Origin of the sequence: Morganella sp. B601, assembly GCF_051172335.1 — a bacterium.
GTDB lineage: Bacteria > Pseudomonadota > Gammaproteobacteria > Enterobacterales > Enterobacteriaceae > Morganella > Morganella morganii.
This window is the reverse complement of the sequence record NZ_JBPIZE010000002.1, coordinates 123,644-143,594: the sequence shown is the minus strand read 5'-3', so window position 1 is coordinate 143,594 and position 19,951 is coordinate 123,644. Positions and strand designations below refer to the sequence as shown.

At 52.5% G+C, this 19,951-nt stretch carries 19 protein-coding genes and 1 tRNA gene; 9 read left to right on the top strand and 11 right to left on the bottom strand.

Annotated elements, in window-relative coordinates:
• Window positions 1-7 precede the first annotated feature (7 nt).
• Window positions 8-883, bottom strand: a complete 876-nt coding sequence (locus ACSBQN_RS05375) for a leucine-rich repeat domain-containing protein (protein WP_214167924.1) — start codon at window positions 881-883, stop codon at window positions 8-10.
• Window positions 884-1,048: 165 nt separating this feature from the next.
• On the opposite strand from ACSBQN_RS05375, the gene ACSBQN_RS05370 reads away from it, so the two are divergent.
• Window positions 1,049-1,753, top strand: coding sequence for a hypothetical protein (locus ACSBQN_RS05370; protein ID WP_214167923.1), 705 nt, complete (start codon window positions 1,049-1,051; stop codon window positions 1,751-1,753).
• Window positions 1,754-1,880: 127 nt separating this feature from the next.
• On the opposite strand, the gene murJ is transcribed toward ACSBQN_RS05370, so the two are convergent.
• Together murJ and rimJ are read right to left on the bottom strand one after the other, a co-directional pair.
• Complete coding sequence (gene murJ / locus ACSBQN_RS05365) at window positions 1,881-3,416, bottom strand: murein biosynthesis integral membrane protein MurJ (RefSeq protein ID WP_024472964.1); 1,536 nt, start codon at window positions 3,414-3,416, stop codon at window positions 1,881-1,883.
• A 74-nt stretch (window positions 3,417-3,490) separates the two neighbouring features.
• The gene (rimJ, locus tag ACSBQN_RS05360; protein ID WP_004239462.1) at window positions 3,491-4,075 is read right to left on the bottom strand and encodes a ribosomal protein S5-alanine N-acetyltransferase; all 585 of its coding nucleotides are present in this window, start codon (window positions 4,073-4,075) and stop codon (window positions 3,491-3,493) included.
• Between the two features lie 167 nt (window positions 4,076-4,242).
• On the opposite strand from rimJ, the gene mdtH reads away from it, so the two are divergent.
• The 3 genes from mdtH (at window position 4,243) to ACSBQN_RS05345 (ending at window position 7,748) form a co-directional block, all read left to right on the top strand.
• Entirely contained in the window at window positions 4,243-5,442 is a 1,200-nt protein-coding gene (mdtH, locus tag ACSBQN_RS05355) for a multidrug efflux MFS transporter MdtH (protein ID WP_024472963.1), read from the top strand.
• A 64-nt stretch (window positions 5,443-5,506) separates the two neighbouring features.
• On the top strand, window positions 5,507-6,064 hold the full coding sequence (locus tag ACSBQN_RS05350) for a lipoprotein (RefSeq protein WP_024472962.1): 558 nt from the start codon (window positions 5,507-5,509) through the stop codon (window positions 6,062-6,064).
• 370 nt (window positions 6,065-6,434) lie between these two features.
• Window positions 6,435-7,748 carry a CitMHS family transporter gene (locus ACSBQN_RS05345; protein WP_036407855.1) on the top strand — a complete coding sequence of 438 codons (1,314 nt, stop codon included), beginning with the start codon at window positions 6,435-6,437 and terminating at the stop codon, window positions 7,746-7,748.
• A gap of 63 nt (window positions 7,749-7,811) precedes the next feature.
• Here the strand turns inward: ACSBQN_RS05345 and ACSBQN_RS05340 are convergent, their stop codons facing one another.
• Both ACSBQN_RS05340 and ghrA read right to left on the bottom strand, forming a co-directional pair.
• Window positions 7,812-8,372, bottom strand: coding sequence for a TorD/DmsD family molecular chaperone (locus ACSBQN_RS05340; RefSeq protein WP_036407851.1), 561 nt, complete (start codon window positions 8,370-8,372; stop codon window positions 7,812-7,814).
• A 63-nt stretch (window positions 8,373-8,435) separates the two neighbouring features.
• Window positions 8,436-9,377, bottom strand: a complete 942-nt coding sequence (gene ghrA, locus ACSBQN_RS05335) for a glyoxylate/hydroxypyruvate reductase GhrA (protein WP_004239466.1) — start codon at window positions 9,375-9,377, stop codon at window positions 8,436-8,438.
• A gap of 336 nt (window positions 9,378-9,713) precedes the next feature.
• On the opposite strand from ghrA, the gene ACSBQN_RS05330 reads away from it, so the two are divergent.
• From ACSBQN_RS05330 to ACSBQN_RS05320, 3 genes are all read left to right on the top strand, one after another.
• Window positions 9,714-9,803: transfer RNA gene (locus ACSBQN_RS05330), tRNA-Ser, on the top strand.
• Window positions 9,804-10,071: 268 nt separating this feature from the next.
• Entirely contained in the window at window positions 10,072-11,793 is a 1,722-nt protein-coding gene (gene dauA, locus ACSBQN_RS05325; protein ID WP_036407848.1) for a C4-dicarboxylic acid transporter DauA, read from the top strand.
• An 81-nt stretch (window positions 11,794-11,874) separates the two neighbouring features.
• Entirely contained in the window at window positions 11,875-12,324 is a 450-nt protein-coding gene (locus ACSBQN_RS05320) for a methyltransferase family protein (RefSeq protein WP_214167921.1), read from the top strand.
• Between the two features lie 7 nt (window positions 12,325-12,331).
• Here the strand turns inward: ACSBQN_RS05320 and ACSBQN_RS05315 are convergent, their stop codons facing one another.
• The 6 genes from ACSBQN_RS05315 to hemA form a co-directional block, all read right to left on the bottom strand.
• Window positions 12,332-13,234 carry a TIGR01212 family radical SAM protein gene (locus ACSBQN_RS05315; protein ID WP_015422677.1) on the bottom strand — a complete coding sequence of 301 codons (903 nt, stop codon included), beginning with the start codon at window positions 13,232-13,234 and terminating at the stop codon, window positions 12,332-12,334.
• Window positions 13,235-13,240: 6 nt separating this feature from the next.
• Window positions 13,241-14,092 (bottom strand): 3-deoxy-8-phosphooctulonate synthase, encoded by an 852-nt coding sequence (gene kdsA / locus ACSBQN_RS05310; RefSeq protein ID WP_004237321.1) that lies wholly within the window; start codon window positions 14,090-14,092, stop codon window positions 13,241-13,243.
• 66 nt (window positions 14,093-14,158) lie between these two features.
• Window positions 14,159-14,965 (bottom strand): invasion regulator SirB1, encoded by an 807-nt coding sequence (gene sirB1, locus ACSBQN_RS05305; RefSeq protein WP_024472954.1) that lies wholly within the window; start codon window positions 14,963-14,965, stop codon window positions 14,159-14,161.
• Complete coding sequence (gene prmC / locus ACSBQN_RS05300; RefSeq protein ID WP_214167919.1) at window positions 14,962-15,798, bottom strand: peptide chain release factor N(5)-glutamine methyltransferase; 837 nt, start codon at window positions 15,796-15,798, stop codon at window positions 14,962-14,964. The genes sirB1 and prmC overlap by 4 nt, the downstream gene beginning before the upstream one ends.
• The gene (gene prfA / locus ACSBQN_RS05295) at window positions 15,798-16,880 is read right to left on the bottom strand and encodes a peptide chain release factor 1 (RefSeq protein WP_004237324.1); all 1,083 of its coding nucleotides are present in this window, start codon (window positions 16,878-16,880) and stop codon (window positions 15,798-15,800) included. Before prfA ends, prmC begins: the two co-directional genes overlap by 1 nt.
• 36 nt (window positions 16,881-16,916) lie before the next feature.
• Window positions 16,917-18,179 carry a glutamyl-tRNA reductase gene (hemA, locus tag ACSBQN_RS05290; RefSeq protein WP_036414691.1) on the bottom strand — a complete coding sequence of 421 codons (1,263 nt, stop codon included), beginning with the start codon at window positions 18,177-18,179 and terminating at the stop codon, window positions 16,917-16,919.
• A 280-nt stretch (window positions 18,180-18,459) separates the two neighbouring features.
• Here hemA and lolB point away from each other — a divergent pair, with 280 nt between their 5' ends.
• Both lolB and ispE read left to right on the top strand, forming a co-directional pair.
• Complete coding sequence (gene lolB / locus ACSBQN_RS05285) at window positions 18,460-19,089, top strand: lipoprotein insertase outer membrane protein LolB (RefSeq protein WP_024472951.1); 630 nt, start codon at window positions 18,460-18,462, stop codon at window positions 19,087-19,089.
• Window positions 19,074-19,949 (top strand): 4-(cytidine 5'-diphospho)-2-C-methyl-D-erythritol kinase, encoded by an 876-nt coding sequence (ispE, locus tag ACSBQN_RS05280; protein ID WP_036407841.1) that lies wholly within the window; start codon window positions 19,074-19,076, stop codon window positions 19,947-19,949. Before lolB ends, ispE begins: the two co-directional genes overlap by 16 nt.
• The last annotated feature ends 2 nt before the right edge of the window (window positions 19,950-19,951 follow it).

The window sequence follows — 19,951 nt, the reverse complement described above, 5'->3', positions numbered from 1 at the left end:
GAATTTGTTACAGCAATACCCGGCACCCTGCTGCCTGTAATTTTTCTGCCACCGGCGGAATGACGGAAAAATTATTCCAGCGCAGATCCAGTTTGCGCAGCTGTGTTAATGCTGCCAGACTGTCCGGCAGTGTACTCAGCTGATTCGCACGTAAATCCAGATATAACAGGGATGATAATTCACCGGTATTTTCCGGCAGGGTTTTCAGGGAATTGAAACGCAGACTCAGTGTATTGAGCTGCTTTAACCGGCTTATTTCCGGTGAAATAAACGCCACCCGGTTATTATTCAGATCAAGAATCTCCAGCGCTGTCACCGCCGCAATCTCATCCGGAACAGCGGTTATTTTATTATTCATCAGATGCATTTCGCGGGTATTTTTCAGCCCGCTGACAGCAGAAGACAGTTCCGTTATCCGGTTATTATAAAGGCGGATTTCTTCCATCTTTTCCATTTCAGAAAACCATGCCGGTATCACCGTCAGGTGATTATCCGTTGCATTAAAATAACGCAGGTTTTTCAGCCCGGAAAATGACGACGGCAATCTGCTGTATCCGTTCTCACTGAGATAAAGATAGTGCAGCTGATGCAGTTCACCGATTTCCGGCGCAACATCCGCGATACGGTTATGCCCCAAATCCAGCATTTCACAGGCAGTCAGCTGTGCAATATCCGGCGGAATATAAGCCATCTGATTACAGGAAAGGTTCAGTACGCGCAATGACGTACAGTGACGCAGTGCAGCCGGATATTCCGTGAGCTGATTGTTATAGGCACTGATAACCTGCCGGGTATACGGCGGTGTGATAAACGCGTCAATTGACGCATACCCGCTATTATCCAGGTTCAGTTCAGTATCAGAAACAGTGTGTTGGTGCAGCATAAAAACGCTCCGGCATCCGCAGTAACAGTCAGTATTGTTATCATAGTAACACTGTTATCCGCCGCCCCGCCTGATATTCTTTCCGGTGGTACCGTTATTCTGTTTTGATATCCCTGATATGAAATAACGGGTGCTATGCTCGCCTGATAAATAACAGGAGGGGTTATGACAGAGAACAAAATCTGTTTTTCTGATGTGAAAATGGCCGGTAATATGGAAATAATCACTGCTGCGGATAAATCCGTATATGGTTTTACCGGTGATAATGATGCTGATAACAGTGAATTATTAACCGCACTATTTCAGCTGCGTTATTTTTCCAACAGTATTATTTATCATCAGCAACGTGAAAATGATATTCACCTGATATTCCGGCATTGCACAGAATACACACCAGCTGTCCGGACATTGCTCACTGATAATTATATTGTTCCTGCCGGTGATATTGCTGATCGTTTCCGGTCGTTTGTTCATAACCATCCGGTGGTGTTTCTTGACCCGCCGGTAACCACTGCGGATATCCGGACGGATGTCACTCTGCCGTTATTAGTGCGGACCGGGAATATATCCGGCCAGGCATTTTCATCCATGATGGTATTAATTCAGCGTATTATAACCGGATACGGTGAATTTACCACCACGGAAAAACCGGAAGAGATTAATGGTATCGTGTATATCACTATGCCGGAAGATCATCTGAATGTATTGTGGCATGAACATTGTGTTTCACTGCTGAAAGCTGCCTTTCCGCAAACAGTTTTTTATCTTGCAACGCAGTCTCCGGTAATATTGTCACAACTGAATGACGGTGAGGTATACCGTTTATTCCGGGACAAGGATGATATTATCCGCACACAGAAATACCGCTGATTTCCGGAAATAAAAAAGCCTGATGGATTATCATCAGGCTCAGGCCGTTAACAAACACGCAGGGGTTGGCGACGACCGGATTCTTACGGGGCTGTTATCAGCCCCGTCCGTGTTATGTGAAAACAGTTTATAAGCTGCGCTGTGCAAAGTCCCGCAGGCGGAAACCAAGCGCATACAGTGCAGCAAAATAGGCACCGGCACCGGCAATCACCACACCCATCAGGCGCAGCATGCGCATCAGCATATTGCCCTGTGACCATTCCGGCATCAGATACATCATACCCACCAGTACCGCGGCCATAAACAGCATTGCGATCACCAGTTTGAGGAAGAATTTTCCCCAGCCCGGCAGCGGTGTGAAGATATTCTGTTTACGCAGTTGCCAGTAAAGCAGCGAGGCGTTGAAACAGGCCGCAATACCAATCGACAGCGCCAGACCGGCATGTTTAAACGGCCCGATAAAGGCCAGGTTCATCAGCTGTGTCAGGATCAGCGTGGCAATCGCGATTTTCACCGGTGTTTTGATGTTCTGGCGGGAATAGAATCCCGGTGCCAGTACTTTAATCACAATCATCCCCATCAGACCGACGCAGTAGGCAATCAGTGCCTGTTGTGTCATCAGGGCATCAAAGGCGGTGAAATTTTTGTACTGGAACAGGCTGACCGTCAGTGCTTCCGCCAGAATCGCGAGCGCCACCGCACACGGCAGAGCCAGCAGGAAACAGAGACGCAATCCCCAGTCCATCAGTTTGCGGTATTCTGTGGTATCCCCTTTGGAGAAGCTTTTTGCCAGCGACGGCAGCAGAATCGTCCCCAGTGCCACCCCGAGCACACCGGACGGCAGTTCCATCAGACGGTCAGCGTAATACATCCAGGAGACCGAGCCGGACACCAGGAATGAGGCAAAAATGGTGTTGATAATCAGTGAAATCTGGCTGACCGATACCCCGAGGATCGCCGGCCCCATCAGTTTCATTACCCGCCAGACCCCGCTGTTACGGAAAGAAACTCTCGGCAGCACCAGCATGCCGATTTTTTTCAGGTGCGGCAGCTGATAGGCAATCTGTAATACCCCCCCTGCCAGCACAGCCCACGCCAGCGCCATAATCGGCGGATCAAAATACGGGGCGGCAAACAGTGCAAAACCGATCATACTGACATTCAGCAGGGTCGGTGCAAACGCCGGGACGGAAAAACGGTTCCAGGTATTGAGGATCCCCCCCGCCAGTGAAGCGATGGAGATCAGAAAGATATACGGAAAGGTGACTTTCAGCAGATTGGCGGTCAGCGTGAATTTATCCGGGTCACCGGTAAACCCCGGTGCAGTGACATAGATAATCCACGGCGCAGCCAGCATCCCGAGCACGGTGACCACCGCCAGAATCAGTGTCAGCATCCCGGAAACATAAGCGATAAAGGTGCGGGTCGCTTCCTCACCCTGCTGAGTTTTATATTCCGATAAAATCGGCACAAAGGCCTGGGAAAATGCCCCTTCGGCAAAAATACGCCGCAGCAGATTCGGCAGTTTAAAGGCGACAAAGAAGGCATCGGCAGCCATCGATGCCCCGAAAATCCGGGCGATAATGGCATCACGGATAAAGCCGAGTACACGCGAGAACATCGTCATCGAGCTGACGGCGGCGAGAGATTTCAATAAATTCATGCTGAGTGTGCTGGTCAGATAACAAAGGCGGAAATAGTATCACGATAACGCGGGCGGAACAGAAAAACCCGCCGTTATCGTGGCTTAACCCAGTCCGGGGTGGTCAGTGCGGTCAGAACATGGTCACGCCACCGGCCGTTAATCATCAGATAATCTTTTGCGTAGCCCTCTTTTTCAAACCCGAGCCGGGCAAGGAGTTGTCCGCTGCGCTGATTATGCGGCATATAGTTTGCCATAATGCGGTGCATGCCCTGCTGACGCTGCATATAGCGCAGTGTCGGCTCCAGGGCTTCCTGCATATAATGCTGCCCCTGCCATTTTTCTCCCAGTGAATAGCCGAGAAAACAGGCGTAAAACACGCCGCGGATGACATTACTGTAGTTCGCCACCCCCATCACCTCATTTTCAGCCTGATCCAGCAGCAGAAAATGGAAAGCGGTGCCCTGACGGTGCATATCCGTCATCAGCTGTAAGCGGGATGACCAGCCGGAAGGATGATAGTGGCTGCGATCGCGGAGAGGCTCCCAGGGTTTCAGAAATGCTTCGTTTTCACAGTAATATTCACTGATGCGGTACGCGTCCCGCTCGTGCGCCAGCCGGACCACCATTCTGTCCGTGTTAAAACGCAGCTGCGGCGTATTCGCGCGGTAGCCGAACAACATAATTCCTCTCTCAGAAGGCCGTAGTCAGGGTGTGCTTAACCACGTTCCGTCGATAAAAAAATATCATCCTGAATTCTCTGTTATCAGACGCTGAATAAGCAGAGAATAGAAGGTGTAATCATCTCCCTTTTTTCTATTCCTTTCAATATTTAATGTGGTGCTGAATGTCACTTGTCAGACAAGCCCGGACGCTGGGTAAGTACTGGTTGCTGGTGGATAACCTGCTGGTTGTTCTCGGCTTCTTTGTGGTCTTCCCGCTGATCTCCATCCGTTTTGTTGAACAACTCGGCTGGGCGGGGATTGTGGTCGGGTTTGCTCTGGGGCTGCGCCAGCTTGTCCAGCAGGGGCTGGGAATATTCGGCGGTGCGATTGCTGACCGCTTCGGCGCCAAGCCGATGATCGTCATCGGTATGTTTCTCCGTGCCGGCGGTTTTGCCCTGATGGCCATGGCGGATGAGCCGTGGATCCTCTGGCTCTCCTGTATTCTCTCGGCTGTCGGCGGCACGCTGTTTGACCCGCCGCGCACTGCACTGGTGATCAAACTGACCCGCCCGTATGAACGTGGCCGTTTCTATTCCCTGCTGCTGATGCAGGACAGCGCAGGGGCGGTACTCGGGGCACTGCTCGGCAGCTGGCTGCTTATCTATGACTTTCATCTGGTCTGCTGGGTGGGCGCGGCAATCTTTATTATCACCGCCTTGTGTAATGCCTGGCTGCTGCCCGCTTACCGCATTTCCACCACCCGCACCCCGGTCAAAGAGGGGCTGACCCGCGTACTGAGTGATAAACGCTTCTCCCGCTATGTGCTGACACTGACCGGTTATTTCATTCTCTCCGTGCAGGTGATGCTGATGTTCCCGATCATCGTCAACGAACTGGCGGGCACACCGGCGGCGGTGAAATGGATGTATGCCATTGAGGCCGCGTTATCACTGACTCTGCTCTATCCGCTGGCCCGCTGGAGTGAAAAACACTTCCGGCTGGAAACCCGCCTGATGGCCGGATTGTTCCTGATGAGCCTGAGTATGTTCCCGGTCGCACTGACTCATTCACTGCATGTATTGTTCGCGATTATCTGTTTGTTCTATTTAGGTTCGGTGATTGCCGAACCGGCGCGGGAAACTCTCAGCGCGTCACTGGCGGATCCGCGCGCACGCGGCAGTTACATGGGCTTCAGCCGCCTGGGGCTGGCATTCGGCGGTGCCATCGGTTATACCGGCGGCGGCTGGCTGTATGATCTGGGTAAAGAAATGCAATTACCTGAACTTCCCTGGTTTTTACTCGGTACAATCGGGCTGATTACGCTGATAGCACTTTACCGCCAGTTTAACCCGAAGAAGATAAGCCCTGCCGTATTAAATTGATCCGGATATTTGGGATTTGCCGCAGCACAGGTTAGTATCGGGTGGTATACAACAGGAGATACCGATGAGATTATTCCTTTTTACCGCGGCACTGGTCGCAGCAACGGTTTTAACCGGCTGCGATAAATTAACCGAAATCAGTGTCAGTGAAGAGACCATTAACAGTGCGGTGGCAGAGAATATCCATCTGAATAAACAGATTGGTATGGATGGTGTGGCAGATGCGGATTTTACCCTGGAAAAACTGCTCACTGAAATTGGCCGTGAAGAGCCGGGCAAAGTAAAACTGACAGCAATCGGCTCGCTGAAGCTGGTTTCGCTGTTCGGTTCACGGGATTTCACCATCTCGATGTCCCTCAGCGCCGCACCGTATTTTGATGCCTCCAGCGGGTCAATCTATATGCGGGATGTTGAAATTACCAATTACACGCTGGATCCGGACAAATGGGATACCCTGATTTCCGCGCTGATCCCTTATCTCAACCATACACTGAGCACCTTTTTCAATATCACCCCGGTGTATGTGCTGAATGGCGATAATACCGCCGAAGCGGCTGCGAAGAAGTTTGCCAAGGGCATTGAAATCCGTCCGGGCCGGATCGTTATCCCGCTAACCGAATAATTTCGATTAAAATTTTTAATTGTGATAGTAAATTATTAATTCACTAAATTATTATACCGTTCCTTAACTATCCCGCCGGGAACGGTATTACCTTCCTATTTTGCAGAAGAATATGACGAAAATTCAATGCATACGAAAAAATACCGGGATATCACATTCTGACACATCCGCAATACACTTCCCGAAAAACAGAGCGAAACACTGATTTTTCTGCTGTTACAGATAAAATTAATTTGTGATTGACCGCTTTTTTCTGAATCTGCCGGATTCTTTTTTGATGATACATTTCACAATTCATAAACATTTTTAACACTACCTTCATCTCTTTCAGTAACATCAGAAAATAACAATTCCGGATAAGGATCATCTGATGCTGACACTGATTGGACTGCTGATCATCATTTCTATTGTCGTTCTGCTGATGACAGGAAAAACCAGCCCTGTAATTGCCATGTCTGTTATTCCCCTGCTCGGCGCCCTGCTGGCCGGCTATTCCCTGCCTGAAATCACGGCATTTTTTGATTACGGCATCAAGAAAGTTGCCAGTGTCGCAGTGATGTTCCTGTTTGCCATTCTGTTTTTCAGCATTATGAAAGATCTGCATATCTTCAATCCGTTTATCCGCCTGATGATCGGGCTGACACGGGGAAATGTGGTAATTGTGGCGATGGTCACTGCGCTGGTGGCAGCTGTTGTGCATCTCGACGGTTCCGGTGCGGCAACCTTTCTGATTATTATCCCGGCATTTCTGCCTATCTACCGGCGTCTGGGTATGAGCCCGTATCTGATGCTGCTGCTGATGTGTATGAGTATGGGGGTGATGAATATGGTGCCGTGGGGCGGACCGCTCGGCCGCGCTTCTGCTGTGACCGGTATTTCCGCTTCAGTCCTGTGGCAGCCGCTGATCCCGGTACAAATCATCGGTATTACCGCATCCGTGCTGGTTGCCGCACTGTTTGGTCTGCGGGAAAAACGCCGTATCGCCCGGGCGGCACAATACGGCACCACACCGTATGAGCAGGATTCGCTTCTTGAATTGTATGATGAGGCGGATAACGAACACGGTACGGAAAAACCACAGCGCTTTCTGATTAATATCTCGCTGATCCTGCTGGCGATTCTGAGTCTGGCACTGGGGTGGCTCGCGGCACCCTATATCTTTATGCTGGCGCTCTCCGCCGCGCTCATTGTCAATTACCCGAAACCGAAAGATCAGGTTGCGGTGATTAACCATCATGCCCCGCAGGCATTATCCATGGCAGCAATTATTCTTTCCGCCGGGGTATTCCTGGGGATTATGGATAAAGGCGGAATGCTGGAGTCCGTGGCTAAGGATCTGCTGCTGATTATTCCGGGACATATGGCGGAACAGTTCCACATTATTATCGGGATGATTGGTGTGCCGCTGGATATATTCACCAGTACCGATGCCTATTACTTTGCCCTGCTGCCGATTGTCCGTGACGTGGTGGCATCCGCCGGTATTCCGCCTGCGGATGTGGTGTATGCTATGGCTATCGGTAATAATGCCGGAACCTTTGTCAGCCCGTTCTCACCGGCTGTCTGGCTGGCAGTGGGGATTGCCGGGGTTGATATGGGCCGGCACCTGCGCTACTCCTTCTTCTGGATCTGGCTGTTCAGCTTTATCACGCTGGCGGCAGGCTGGTTCCTGGGATTGTTCTGACCGGATACAAAAAGCCCGGTCAGATGACCGGGCCTGAAAAACAATATGTGACAACGTCACATACTAATCATCGTTTTCGTCTTCTTCTGTGTTTTCTGTCAGCTCTTCATACAAAGCGGACAGTGCTTCACGGGTCAGGATAGCCAGCGTACGGTAAAAGCCGTGCTGTGCATGAGATTCGACTTTCCCGAGAAATGTATCACTCCACGGCAGCAGATAGTCCGCAAACAGCGCCGTCTGTGCACTGACTTCATCTTCCTGTGCCTGATCTTCCAGCCAGGATGCCGCCAGCAGCAGAGACCCGAAACTGTCGGTTACCGCATCAGTCAGCGGCATCCCGCGCTCACTGAGAAACTGACGAACTTCACTTTCCGGCTCACCGGTATAGTCCGACCGGTGCTGAGCCACCGCCCCGTCAGCAAACAGCTGCTGATAATCCGCTGCCAGTTCCGCACTGTCGCAATGCTCAGCCAGCCGTGTCAGCAGTGCATCCTGCTCCAGCGGCCAGTGGGCTTTCAGTTGCCCCTGCTTAATCATCGTCAGAACCGGTGCCAGTACAGGATCAGCCGGAGCGCGGTTAAACAGCGTTCCGAGCAGGCGGCAGACCAGTGAAAATTCATTCATACTTCAAATCCTTATTAACTGAGTTGCCGCTATTGTCCGGATTGTCCTTATCGCTGTAAAGAATTAATACCCCAGTTCCATATTCACCACGCCCTGCGGTGCTTCACCCCGCTCAATCCGCTCAATATTGGCAACAATGGCTTTCATTGCCTCTGACGGAATGGTAAATGCAGCAATGTGCGGCGTGACATCCACCCGCGGGTGGGTCCAGAACGGGTGCATTTCCGGCAGCGGTTCAGTAGCAAAAACATCCAGGCTGGCACCGGCAATCTGCCCGTCATCGATGGCTTCCAGTAAATCGTTATCAACCAGATGCGAACCGCGCGCCAGGTTAATCAGGTAAGAACTCTGCGGCAGCTTACTGAACAGTGACTGGTTGAGGATCCCCCTGGTCTGCGGTGTGTCCGGCAGCAGGTTGATCAGCAGGCGGCTGTGGCTTAAGAATTCATCCAGCTGGTCGTTACCGTGGAAACTTGTCACGCCGGGGATCTGTTTTGGTGTCCGGCTCCAGCCATGGACTTTAAATCCGAACTCTGCCAGCTTTTCTGCCACGGAACGGCCGAGAACCCCGGTTCCCAGCACGCCGATTTCGAATTCATCAAATGTGAAAGCAGGCTGAGCCTTCCAGATACGCTGCTCCTGCTGGCGTTTATAAATATCCATCTTGCGGAAGTACCACAGCGCCTTGGCAACCGCGTACTCCTGCATCTGCGCCCCCATCCCGGTATCTTCAAGGCGGATCACCGGCACCCCGGCAGGCAGTGTGCCGGGGTTTGCCTGTTCCTGTTTCAGAATGGCATCCACCCCGGCACCCAGCGCAAAGACCCCTTTCATGGTGGTCCGCCCGGCCAGACACTCACGCGGCGGTAACCACACCAGGGCATAATCCGCCGGCTGGTTATCACCCGGAACCCATTTGCGGATATTTGCCTGCGGCAGGTGTTTTTTCATGCCGTTGATCCACAGCTCAGAATCAAAAAAAGGATGGTAGAAAATAATATTCATGCGGCGCTCCTCTGTTTTTTTACCAGCCTGATAGGATTACGCAAAGAATTCAAGCCCCGGACAGATTTTCGTATCGTTAAAATGTTGTTATTGTTAACTGACCTGCATATTTTTCCGGCAGATGATTTTCCGCCGGAAAAAAATCAGCGCTCATTTTTCAGGCAGGCGGTACGCTGTTTTCAGCGGATTTGCTATGTTAATCACCAATATGCTGTTTTTTTGGTTAAACAAACGAAAAAACATATTTTTTTTCATGGCGTGTATTGACGGGTTACGTCGCTTCCCCTATAGTAGCGCCCCGTTGCAGCGAGATATCAACGCAACGAACAGTACCCCGGTGAGATGTCCGAGTGGCTGAAGGAGCACGCCTGGAAAGTGTGTATGCGCGAAAGTGCATCGAGGGTTCGAATCCCTCTCTCACCGCCATCTTAAGAGAAGAGCCTGCTGAGCAATCAGCAGGCTTTTTTCGTTTCTGCCTTTTCTTTTTTTATGCTGCTATCCGGTCCGGTGGCAGAATATCCTGTTTTATTACACCTTAACTTCTTCATATTTTTGATTTTATTTTAATATCCGCTATTGTATACAGCGTCATTTGATGTATCTCAGCTAAATCTCTCCCTGTTTTGCGTAGACTAATGCGCTTTAGCGTCTCCCTATTTTTTTCATATGACTCAGAGGTGACAGTTGTCCGGAAATGAAAATTTCAACATTTAAAGGATTATCTCTTTTTTCTGCATTAATTGACTCGTGCTGGAAACAGCCTTACTCCGTTTCCCGTCTGATAAAAGATACCATTGCAGGTATCACCGTCGGGATTATTGCTATCCCGCTGGCCATGGCACTGGCTATCGGCAGTGGTGTGGCTCCGCAATATGGTCTGTATACGGCGGCTATTGCCGGTATTGTGATTGCGGTGACCGGCGGCTCCCGTTTCAGTGTCTCCGGGCCAACCGCCGCATTTGTGGTAATTCTCTACCCCGTATCCCAGCAGTTCGGGCTGGGCGGGTTACTGATAGCCACCCTGATGTCCGGGATTATCCTGCTGGCAATGGGTCTGGCGCGTTTCGGTAAACTCATTGAATATATTCCGATTTCCGTGGTGCTCGGCTTCACCTCAGGGATTGCGATCACCATCGCCACCATGCAGGTGAAAGACTTTTTCGGTCTGACCATGGCGCATATACCGGAAAACTATGTTGATAAGGTGATTGCCCTTGTCAGAGCCATGCCGACCATCAATCTGTCGGATACCCTGATTGGCGTGACCACACTGCTGGTGCTGATCTACTGGCCGAAACTGAAATTGCGCCTGCCGGGACACCTTCCCGCTGTGATTGCCGGGATGCTGGTGATGCTGGTGCTGTCGCTGTTCGGCATGGAAGCTGCCACCATCGGCTCCCGCTTCAGTTATACTCTGGCGGACGGTACACAGGGTGCGGGGATCCCGCCGATTCTGCCGCAGTTTATCCTGCCGTGGAATTTACCGACCCCGGACGGCAAAGAATTTGTGTTCAGCTGGGCCACCATTACCGCCCTGATGCCGGCAGCGTTTTCGATGGCAATGCTCGGCGCGATTGAATCGCTGCTCTGTGCAGTGGTGCTCGACGGAATGACCGGCAAAAAACATAACTCCAACGGCGAATTACTGGGTCAGGGGTTGGGTAATATCACCGCACCGTTCTTCGGTGGCATTACCGCCACTGCTGCTATCGCCCGTTCGGCGGCCAACGTACGTGCCGGTGCCACATCGCCGGTCTCTGCGATTATTCACTCCCTGCTGGTACTGCTGACTCTGCTGATCCTGGCACCGCTGCTTTCTTATCTGCCGCTGGCCGCGATGTCCGCCCTGCTGCTGATGGTGGCATGGAATATGAGTGAAGCAGCTAAAGTCATTGAACTTATCCGCCGCGCGCCGAAAGACGATATTATCGTGCTGCTGCTGTGCCTGAGCCTCACTGTGCTGTTTGATATGGTCATTGCTATCAGTGTCGGGATTGTGCTGGCCTCACTGCTGTTTATGCGCCGTATCGCCAATATGACGCGCCTGAGTGAGTCTTCCTATACCGATCATGACAAAGGGCTTCTGGTTGTCCGGGTTAACGGCCCGCTGTTCTTTGCCGCTGCTGAACGGATTTTTGATGATCTGAAAGTCAAAAGCGCGGGATATCACACCATTGTGATGCAGTGGGATGCGGTACCGGTACTGGATGCGGGCGGATTAAAAGCCTTCCGCCGTTTTATCGACGAAGCCGGTGTGGATACACACATCGTGGTCACCGATATTCCGTTCCAGCCGCTGAAAACCCTGGCGCGGGCACGGATTGTACCGATTGAGAATAAAATCAGCTTTTACCCGTCAGTCAGTAAAGCTCTGATTGAACTGGGACTAATGGATGGTGTGACATCGGAGGCATGATAACCTCTGTAATCAGGCTATACTGAATACTGCGGCGGGCGTAATGTCCGCCGTTTCTTTATCTGGTACCGGAGAAAAATCATGGCTGTGTTTCGTCTTCCCTTCCTTAACTGGCTGATTATCAACGTCATTGCAGCTGCCTGGCTGTATGCCAAAGATGCACTGGTGATTCAGTTCAGCGGCTGGAGCGGTATTTTAGCCATATTGATCGGGCTGGAAAGTCTCGGCTGGGTTGGCGCGTCACTGGTGTATTTCCGCCGCCATAACACCACACCGAACCCGCTCGGCGAGGCCACTCATCTCATCACCGGCGGACCGTTCCGTCTGTCACGTAATCCGGTTTATCTCGCACTGACCTCCGCCTGTATCGGTTTTGCCCTGCTGACCCACTCTTACTATTTTCTCATCGGCGGCCTTATTTTCTGGCTGATCACCGATCTGTTCAGCATCCCGCAGGAAGAAAAATTCCTTGCCGGAAAATTTAAACAGGAATGGACGGCCTATTGTCAGCAGACACGGCGCTGGCTGTGATTCACACTCAGATTGCGCTGCCCTGGCCGCCGTTTGCCAGCAGATACTGCCACAGTCCGTTCATGCCGAGCCAGCGGTTGCTGCACCAGTCCGGTGCCAGTAAGGTCGGACGCCGCGCGCTGGCGCAGATGCGGTGATAAATAACGTCCGGCGGTGTGTGGCGGATCATCTCCCCGGCGGTGGCGACATACTCTTCGAGGGAAATGGTGGGTAAGCGCCCCGCCCGCCAGGCTTTTGCCATGGTGCTGCCTTCCACAATATGCAGCGGATGCAGTTTGATACCTTCAACGCCGGTCTCCAGCACACGCTCAAGTGTGATGAGATTATCGGCTGCAGTTTCTCCCGGCAGGCCGGTGATCAGGTGACAACACACTTTCAGCCCGCGCTCACGGGCGGCCCGGGTGGTGGCCTGATAACAGGCAAAATCATGACCGCGGTTGATACGTTTCAGGGTTTTATCATGGGCGGTCTGTAATCCCAGTTCCAGCCATACCTCATAGCCCTGCTGCTGATAGCTTTGCAGCAGCTCCAGCACCGCCTCCGGCACACAGTCCGGCCGCGTACCGACACACAATCCCACCACATCGGCCTGAGTCAGTGCGGATTCATACATCTCACGCAGCAGTTCAACTTCCGCGTAGGTGCTGGTATAGGCCTGGAAATAGGCAAGATAACGTTTGGCACGGGTGATTTTGCCGGACTGCTGACTCAGTTGCTCCTCAATGGAATCATACTGTGCATTTTCATCCGCAAAAGATGCCACATTACAGAAAGTACAACCGCCGCGCCCGAGGGTGCCGTCACGGTTAGGGCAGCTGAAGCCGCCGTGGAGGGTGATTTTATGGATTTTTTCGCCATAACGGCGCTGAAGATCAGCGCCGAACATGTTAACGACTGTGTGAAGCTGCATCGGAAATTATTCGGTATCCAGCTCAGGGAAGCTTTTCACCAGATCGTCGATAGCTTTAACCTGCTGCAGGAACGGCTCCAGTTTTGCCAGCGGCAGCGCGGAAGGACCATCACAACGGGCATTATCCGGGTCCGGATGTGCTTCCAGGAACAGACCGGCCAGGCCGACTGCCATCCCGGCGCGGGCCAGTTCAGCCACCTGACCACGGCGACCGCCGGATGCGGCACCAAACGGGTCGCGGCATTGCAGGGAGTGTGTGACATCGAAAATCACCGGGCAACCGCCGGAGGCTTTTTCCATCACTTTAAAGCCCAGCATATCCACAACCAGGTTGTCATAACCGAAGTTTGCACCGCGATCACATAAAATGATCTGGTCATTGCCGCCTTCACGGAATTTTTCCGCGATATTACCAACCTGCCCCGGGCTGATAAACTGCGGTTTTTTGATGTTAATGACCGCGCCAGTTTTCGCCATGGCTTCCACCAGGTCAGTCTGACGCGCCAGGAAGGCCGGTAACTGGATCACGTCCACCACGTCCGCCACCGGCTGTGCCTGCCAGGATTCGTGAACGTCGGTAATAATTTTCACACCGAAGGTTTTTTTCAGCTCTTCAAAAATCTTCATCCCTTCCTCAAGGCCCGGACCACGGTAAGAATTGATGGAAGAGCGGTTTGCCTTGTCAAAAGAGGCTTTGAAGACGTAAGGAATATTCAGCTTCTGCGTGACAGTCACGTAATGTTCGCAGATTTTCATCGCCAGATCGCGGGATTCAAGGACGTTCATGCCGCCGAACAGAACAAACGGCAGCGCGTTGCCGACACGAATATCCCCGATAGATACGACTTTCTGTTGCATGGTATAACCTTTTGGCAGAGGCAATTAAATTGCGTTTATGAAAATATGTAAAACGATATCCGTTTATCAGTGCAGAACGATATGCTGCTGTTCGTAAGTGTGGATCTGCATTTTTATCATTTCCGATACCGGATCCTGCGGACATTGCTCAATAAAATAATTCAGATCGGAAACTGCAATATGGCTGCAGTCCAGCTGGGCATAAATCAGCCCGCGATCACGGATTTCATACGGGTCATCCGGATCAAATAATAAAATGGTTTCGCTGACTTTCAGAGCCTGCTCCATTTTTTTCTCTTCCATCAGCGCGACTTTAATAGTGTCGAGGTATTTGCGCACCACATGGCTGTTTTCGGCTTCTTCGAGGTCATCCCCGGTCAGATGATGCGCCGGGCTGACCGTGCCTTTAATCCAGACATCCAGCGTGTGCTGATCCAGCAGATCGCCGTTAATCGGGTTGATAAACAGGGTTTCGTCATCGAGATCCGCCCGCAGAATCAGCTGGGTCGGGAAAACCACCGGCACAACCGGCAAACCGATAGCCTGTGCAATATGCAGGAACAGGATGCCGAGTGATACCGGCGAGCCGCGCTGCGTGCGCAGTACATTATCCAGCCACAGGGTATCAGACAGCGAATAAACGCCGCTGGCACCGCTGAACTGCCATTTGTGGTAAAAGAGCGTGATCAGGGTCTGTAAACAGGTATGTTCGTCGGAATACGGCGGGAGGCGTTTACGGGTCTGACGGATAAGTTCATTGATGTGTGCTTCTGCCTTTTCCCGGTCAAAATCCGGACGGACAGTTTTTAACACTAACATAATGCCGCTCAGTAACGGCGCACCATTGAATTCAAAATCGGCAATGCTTTTCATTTCTCTTCCCGTTGACCTAAAGTAACCCGATCATTTCCGCCATAATCGCGGCGGGTTTCCACCCGGTAAAATCCGTTTTCCCGGAACAGTTCGCGGACAGCGCCTCCCTGCCGCCAGCCATGTTCCACAATCAGCCACCCGCCGGGTGTCAGATAATGAGCGGACTGCGCAGCGATTTCCGCCAGATCGGCCAGGCCGTTCTGCGGGGCGACCAGCGCACTGCGCGGCTCGAAACGGACATCCCCCTGCACCAGATGCTCATCATTCTCATCGATATATGGCGGGTTACTCACTATCATAGCAAATTGATGAATCGGCAGTGAAGCAAACCAGCGACTTTCTTTAAAGGTTGTATTCGTCAGCCCCAGACGGGTGGCATTGCGCTGTGCCAGCGCCACCGCATCCGGCTGAATATCCGCCCCGGTCACATGACAGTCCGGCCGCTCAGAGGCCAGTGCCAGCGCAATCGCACCGGTGCCGGTACCGAGATCCAGAATATCGCAGGATGCTGCCGGTAACAATTCCAGCGCTGCTTCCACCAGACATTCGGTATCCGGACGCGGAATAAGTGTGGCGGGAGACACTTCCAGCGGCAGTGACCAGAACTCACGCACACCGGTGATATACGCCACCGGCTCGCCCTGCTCCCGGCGGACAAGCAGCGCCTCAAGACGCTGCTGTTCATCCCCGCTGAGCGGGGTTTCATCAAAAGCAATAATGTAGCTGCGGGTGCGGCCGGTGACAAACGTCAGCAGGATTTCCGCATCCCGTTTCGGGCTGTCGCTGTAACTTAAACGGCTGACAGCCTCCGCCAGCCAGGTCCGGAACGTCATCAGTCCTGCTCAGACAGCGCGGCGAGCTGATCTGCCTGATATTCGTTCACCAGCGGCTGGATCAGCGCATCCAGCTTACCTTCCATTACCTCATCCAGGCGGTACAGTGTCAGGTTGATACGGTGATCTGTCACCCGTCCCTGCGGGAAGTTATAGGTACGGATCCGATCCGAACGGTCACCGGAACCCAGCAGGTTACGGCGCTCAGAGGCTTCCGCCTCATGACGGCGGGACTCTTCCGCCGCTTTGATACGCGCGGCCAGCACCGAGAGTGCTTTGGCTTTGTTTTTGTGCTGTGAACGCTCGTCCTGGCACTCCACCACAATCCCGGTCGGAATATGGGTGATACGGATAGCGGAATCCGTGGTGTTAACGTGCTGACCACCGGCCCCGGATGAGCGGAAAGTATCAATGCGAAGATCCGCCGGGTTGATATCCGGCAGTTCCGCTTCCGGGACTTCCGCCAGCACCGCGACAGTACAGGCGGAGGTGTGAATACGGCCCTGGGATTCGGTTTCCGGCACCCGCTGCACGCGGTGGCCGCCGGATTCAAATTTCAGGTTACCGTAGGCATTTTCACCGGTGACTCTGAAAATGATTTCTTTATATCCGCCGTGCTCGCCGTCGTTACTGTTCATGATCTCAATCCGCCAGCGGCGTGATTCCGCATAACGACTGTACATACGGAACAGATCACCGGCAAACAGCGCCGCTTCATCACCGCCGGTGCCCGCACGGACTTCCAGGAAGCAGTTGCGTTCATCATCCGGATCTTTCGGCAGTAATAAGACCTGTAATTCCTGTTCTAAGGTTTCATTCCGCAGTTTTGCGTCTTTCAGCTCTTCCTGTGCCATTTCCTTCATTTCAGGATCATCAAGAAGCATTTGAGCGGTGTCGATATCATCCTGAATGGTCTGCCAGGCTTCAAAACATTTCGCAACGTCAGTCAGCTGCGCATATTCTTTCGACAAGGCACGGAATTTATTCTGATCAGCGATAACATCGGCGTCCGCAAGGTGCGCCTGAATTTCTTCATAACGTTCTTTCAATGCTTCCAGTTTTGCGACAATAGAAGGCTTCATTCGTAGTCTGCTACCTTAAAAAATATATAGAGGAAGTTAATGATGCTCCAGCCCGAGGCTGTCGCGTAACAGAGTCAGACGACCGGTATCACCGTCACCGGCGGCCTGCTGAAGTGATTTGGTTGGTGCGTGGATCAGGCGGTTAGTCAACTGCTGAGACATCTGGTTGATAACCTCTTCCGGGTCATGCCCCTGCTGAATCAGTGCCACGGCTTTTGCGGCCATGGCGGCGCGGATCTCTTCGGCCTGTTCACGGTATTCGCGGATCGTATTGACCGCGCTCTGGGCGCGCAGCCATTCCATAAAGTGCCCGCTTTCCTGCACCACAATGGATTCCGCCTGTTGTGCCGCCACCTGGCGCTGTGCCAGGTTGTGCTCAATAATCGCCTCAAGATCGTCCACAGTGTAGAGATAGACGTTACTGAGTTTTTCCACATCGGCTTCGATATCACGGGGAACCGCAATATCCACCAGCAGCATCGGGCGGTTACGGCGCGCTTTCAGGGCGCGTTCCACCATACCTTTACCGATAATCGGCAACGGGCTGGCCGTGGAGCTGATAACAATATCCGCCTCCGCCAGCCGGCTGTCGATTTCCGGCAGTGTGATCACCTCTGCATTGACTTCCTGCGCCAGCACGCGGGCCCGCTCGCGGGTACGGTTGGCGATCATCATGTGTTTTACGCCGTGCTCGTTCAGGTGACGGGCCACCAGTTCGATGGTTTCCCCAGCCCCGACCAGCAGAATATTCAGTCTGGATAAGGATTCGAAAATCTGACGCGCCAGAGTACAGGCAGCAAACGCCACCGATACCGCATTGGCACCGATATCGGTTTCAGTGCGCACCCGTTTGGCGACAGAGAAAGATTTCTGGAACAGGCGTTCCAGTTCACGGGAGAGTGAACGGTATGTCTGTGACTGTGCAAAGGCTTTTTTGACCTGCCCCAGGATCTGCGGCTCGCCGAGCACCAGGGAATCCAGCCCGCTGGCCACCCGCATCAGATGACTGACAGCCTCATTATCCTGATGCCAGTAAAGGCTGGACATCAGTTCCTGCGGGTTGATGTTGTGATAGCGGCACAGCCAGTCGATCAGCTGATCGCGCTGATTATTCTGTTCATCCACACTGAGATAGATTTCTGTCCGGTTGCAGGTAGACAGCACAACGCCGCCGCTCACGGACGGTTGTTCGAGCAGATTGGTTAATGCCGCTTCCATGCTGTCCGGTGAGAAAGTCACTTTCTCACGTAAGGCAACAGGTGCGGTTTTATGGTTAATGCCGAGAGCTAATAGAGTCATATCCTGCAATACAGACCGGGGTAAGTGTGTAAAATACCGGTTAAGTATACCGGAAATCAACACCCTTACTAAGGATAACTGCATGCATTTTAGCAGCCGATCCCGCGCAGTTAAAGCGTTAAACGGGAAACAGTGATAATAAGCACGTAATGCGGTGCGCAACAGGCTGTGTCAGCCGGGCGGATAATTGCGTAAATCAGCGTAAGAGAGGTAGGAAACAGCCACTGAAACAGGCACAATACTGTTATTGCTTTTATAAGTTGTTAAAGGAAATTACAACGTGGCCTCTATTCAATTACCGCGCTTTATCAGGCTTCTGCCCCTGTGCAGCCTGATACTTGCCGCCTGTACCCTGCCCGACAATACAGAGAAAGGCGATGTTTCCGCCACCTCTGCCGGCTGGAAAGCACAGACAGAACAGATAAATCAGTTACAGCGTTATCAGACGCGCGGCTCGTTTGCCTACATCGGTGCCACCCAGAAAACCTATGCCCGTTTCTTCTGGCAGCAGTATTCCCCGGACAACTACAAACTGCTGCTCACCAACCCGGTCGGCAGCACCGAGCTGGAACTGATTGTCAAAGACGGCCAGACCCAGCTGACCGACAACAAAGGCCAGAAATATTACAGTGATGATCCGGACAGCATGATTTACCAGCTGACCGGTATGACTATCCCGATGGAAAATCTGCGTCAGTGGATTGTCGGCCTGCCGGGTGACGCGCAGTCCTATGCCATCAGCAATCAGTATCACCTGAAAGCGCTGAGCTGGACTCAGGGCATGGAAAAGTGGAAAGTCACTTATCAGTCCTATGATGAAAAAGTCTCCCCGCAACTGCCGAACCGCCTGGATATCGAACAGGGTGATAACCGCATCAAGCTGAAAATGGATTCATGGACACTCAACTGACATCACTGATCTGGCCGTCCCCCGCCAAGCTGAACCTGTTTTTATATATCACAGGCCGCCGCGCGGACGGCTATCACACGCTGCAAACCCTGTTTCAGTTTCTGGATTATGGTGACAGTGTCACAATTACACCACGTACTGACGGTGAAATTCGTCTGCTGACCCCGCTTGCCGGCGTACCGGATGAGCAAAACCTGGTGATCCGCGCCGCCCGGCTGTTACAGAATTATGCACGGGAGCATCACCTGACAGCGGATTTACCCGGTGCGGATATTGCCGTTGAAAAAATTCTGCCGATGGGCGGTGGTATCGGTGGCGGTTCCTCCAATGCTGCCACAGTGCTTATCGCTCTCAACTATCACTGGAAGTTACAGTTACCCGACGAAACGCTTGCAGAGCTGGGTGTGATGCTCGGTGCGGATGTCCCGGTATTTGTCCGGGGCCACGCGGCAATTGCTGAAGGAATAGGCGAAATTCTGCACCCTGCGTCTCCGCCGGAACGCTGGTATCTGGTTGCACACCCCGGAATTTCGGTTCCGACACCGCTTATCTTCACAGATCCGCAATTAATTCGCGACACGCCGATCCGCTCTCTGGCCGCATTATTACAGGCTCCGTACGCAAATGACTGTGAACCGATTGCAAGAAAACGTTTTCGTGAGGTTGATTGCCTTCTTTCCTGGCTGCTACAATATACTCCGTCACGCCTGACCGGTACGGGTGCATGTGTGTTCGGAGAGTTCGAAAACCAGGCAGCCGCCCGACAGGTGTTAATTAACGCGCCGGCGTGGGTGAAGGGCTTTGTGGCACGTGGTGTCAACATTTCGCCGCTTCATCAGTTCCGCGCTGGTCTACTGTAATT